Origin of the sequence: Sphingomonas sp. NPDC019816, from assembly GCF_050274375.1 — a bacterium.
Lineage (GTDB): Bacteria > Pseudomonadota > Alphaproteobacteria > Sphingomonadales > Sphingomonadaceae > Sphingomonas.
Genome location: NZ_JBNNOB010000245.1, coordinates 1 through 2,221, shown reverse-complemented (window position 1 = coordinate 2,221; position 2,221 = coordinate 1). Strand labels below are relative to the sequence as shown.

General features: G+C 69.6%; 2 protein-coding genes. One reads left to right on the top strand and one right to left on the bottom strand.

The features are described 5' to 3' along the window. Window positions 1–79: 79 nt before the first annotated feature. Window positions 80–973: a 2-hydroxyacid dehydrogenase gene (locus ACQKJZ_RS19070; protein ID WP_427733251.1), complete on the bottom strand. Its 894-nt coding sequence runs from the start codon at window positions 971–973 to the stop codon at window positions 80–82. 154 nt (window positions 974–1,127) lie between these two features. Between ACQKJZ_RS19070 and ruvB the strand changes: the two genes are divergently transcribed. Further along, window positions 1,128–2,153, top strand: coding sequence for a Holliday junction branch migration DNA helicase RuvB (ruvB, locus tag ACQKJZ_RS19065; RefSeq protein WP_427733249.1), 1,026 nt, complete (start codon window positions 1,128–1,130; stop codon window positions 2,151–2,153). The last annotated feature ends 68 nt before the right edge of the window (window positions 2,154–2,221 follow it).

Sequence of the window (2,221 nt, the reverse complement as noted above, 5' to 3'; positions counted from 1 at the left end):
TCGCTCAGCCTGAACGGGGGTTTGGACTTTATCCCCCCAGCCGTTCAGGCTGAGCGAAGTCGAAGCCCAAGGGCAACCCTCACCCCAACAACCCCGGCGGGACCTCTCCGCCAAAATGCGCGTCGAGATTCGCCACCACCATCGCCGCCATCGCCGCGCGTGCCTCCCGCGTCGCGCTGCCCTGATGCGGCGCCAGCACGACATGGTTCATCCGCCGCAGCGCACAGGGCACGTCGGGCTCTTCGGCGAACACGTCCAGCCCCGCGCCGGCGATCCCGTGCGACTCCAGCGCGGCAATCAGCGCATCCTCATCGACCAGACTACCGCGCGCGATATTGACCAGCACCCCCTCCGGTCCCAGCCGGTCGAGCACCGCCGCATCGACGACATTACGGGTCTCCGCCCCGCCGGGTGCCGCAACGAACAACACATGGCTCTCCGCCGCCAGCGTCGGCAGGTCGGGTACGAACGTCCACGCCACCGGCTTTTCCGAACGCGCGGTGTAGCGGATGTCGCCGCCAAAGCCCTCCGCCCGCCGCGCGATCGCGTGGCCGATCCTGCCCAGCCCGAAAATGCCGATCCGCCGCCCGCTCGCGCGCCGGCCCAGCGGCACGGTCCAGTTGCCCATCCGCATCGCCCGGTCGTTCGCCGCCACCCGCCGCTCGACCGCCAGCCACAGCGCGATGGCCTGATCGGCGACATCCTCGGTCAGCACGTCCGGCGTGACCGCGACCCGGATGCCGCGCGCGGCCACCACGTCATGGTCGATCCCGTCATGGCCGACCCCGTGTACCGCGATGATCTCCAACGCAGGCAGCCGGTCGAGCAGGGCGGCATCCACCGTCATCATGCCCCCGCCGACGATCGCGCGGGTGGTGGCGGGCGGGGTGTCGCGATGGAGCGTGAACCGCTCGGCCAGGGCGATTTCGAGCGCAGGCGGAATCGGGCTGGCCAGGAAAAGATCATTTGCCATGTCAGCACCCTAGCGCGATTTGGCTGCGGAGTCCGCTACCCGGATCAAGCCGGAGGGGCATGCGACTGTCCATGCCGCCCGCCGCCTGCTATGTTCGTGCAATGTTCGCGACGATGCTCGACAGCCATGCCGCCCAGCCGCTAGGAGCGCAGGCGTGACCGACCAAGACCGCCTTTTGTCCACCAGCCGCCGTCCCGAGGATGTCGACGCGGCGCTCCGCCCCAAGAATCTGGACGAGTTCGTCGGCCAGCATGCGGCGCGCGACAATCTGCGCGTCTTCATCCAGGCGGCCAAGAGCCGTGGCGACGCGCTCGACCATGTCCTGTTCTTCGGCCCGCCGGGTCTGGGCAAGACGACGCTGGCGCAGATCATCGCGCGCGAGATGGGGGTGGGCTTCCGCGCGACGTCCGGGCCGGTCATCGCCAAGTCGGGCGATCTGGCCGCGCTGCTGACCAATCTGGAAGACGGCGACGTCCTGTTCATCGACGAGATCCACCGCCTGCAACCGGCGGTCGAGGAAGTCCTGTATCCGGCGATGGAGGACCGTGTCCTCGACCTGATGATCGGCGAAGGGCCGTCGGCGCGGAGCGTGCGAATCGACCTACCGCGCTTCACGCTGGTCGGCGCGACGACCCGGCAGGGGCTGCTGACGACCCCCTTGCGCGACCGCTTCGGGATTCCGGTGCGCCTGCAATTCTACACGGTCGAGGAACTGACCCGCGTCGTCACCCGCGCCGCCCGCCTGCTCGACCTGCCGATCGCCGAGGACGGCGCGGTCGAGGTGGCGCGGCGCTCACGCGGCACACCGCGCATCGCCGGGCGGCTGCTGCGCCGGGTGCGCGACTTTGCGACCGTGGCGGGGCACGAGATCGTCCACGCCACCGCCGCCGACCAGGCGCTCAACCGGCTGGAGGTCGATGCGCTGGGGCTGGACGCGATGGACCGGCGCTATCTGACGATGATCGCCGACGTCTATCGCGGCGGGCCGGTGGGGGTGGAGACGCTCGCCGCCGGCCTATCCGAGCCGCGCGATACGATCGAAGAGGTGATCGAGCCTTTCCTGATCCAGCTCGGCCTGCTGGCACGCACGGCGCGGGGGCGAATCCTCAATCCGGGCGGGTGGAAGCATCTGGGGCTGAACCCGCCGATCGGGTCGCAGGACGGGTTGTTCGACGTCTGACGGAGTGTGGCCTTCGACTTCGCTCAGGCTGAACGGGCCGGGGGATGGCTCCCAAACTCCGTTCAGCC